The sequence below is a fragment of the Acinetobacter sp. HA genome, assembly GCF_000264725.1.
In the GTDB taxonomy this organism is placed as follows: Bacteria; Pseudomonadota; Gammaproteobacteria; order Pseudomonadales; family Moraxellaceae; genus Acinetobacter; species Acinetobacter schindleri.
The window spans coordinates 1-655 of record NZ_AJXD01000081.1; the positions used below are offsets into that span (position 1 = coordinate 1).

At 36.0% G+C, this 655-nt stretch carries 1 protein-coding gene; it reads right to left on the reverse strand.

Going from position 1 to position 655, the window contains the following annotated elements; genetic code table 11:
- Window positions 1-182 precede the first annotated feature (182 nt).
- Window positions 183-655: plasmid replication DNA-binding protein (locus HADU_RS11520; RefSeq protein WP_008306658.1), on the reverse strand; the 473-nt coding region annotated here is incomplete at its 5' end.

Below are 655 nucleotides of genomic sequence, written 5' to 3' on the forward strand. Positions count from 1 at the left end.
CTAGTTGATAGCCCGAACATCCCTGTTCGGGCTTTTTTTTATCTTTTTTAGTGTTCCACGCTTAATAAATAAGCAATGTTCCACGATTTTATTCAGTTTTAATAAACATCATCCGGTTTTTTGAGGAGTCATTATTTCATTGCTGGCAATGAAATTGGCTCATCAAAAAAGTGGAGTGCTGGCTAACCATAAGGAAGGAAGAAACGGCTCAGGAAGCCCCTTTTTTTAGGTTCAGGTTCAATATGTTCAGGGATAGGGATCCGTTTGTTCTCAGGAGTAGTCAATCCGTCATAGTTTGATTCATCCTGTGACCGAGGATCTGTTGCTATATTCGAATTAGTAGATTCATTTAGCTGATTAATATTTTCTTGTTTTAGCTGTTCTAAGGTGCCTTTAAACTCAATTCTGTGAGTAAGATCTTCAATATGTTGCATCAAAGACTTTTCTCTTTGATTTGCTAAATCTAACTGATTTTTGAGTAAAGAAATCTGATCTTTTAATACATTTTCAACTTCAGATTGAACGTGTACCTGTACATCCTTCTGAACTTGTTCAGTGCGTGTACTGGACTGAACACTGATTGGATTGCCATAAACTCTAATAAGTTCCGATAAGTCTATAAGACCATCATGATCTCTTGATAATTCACCATTTT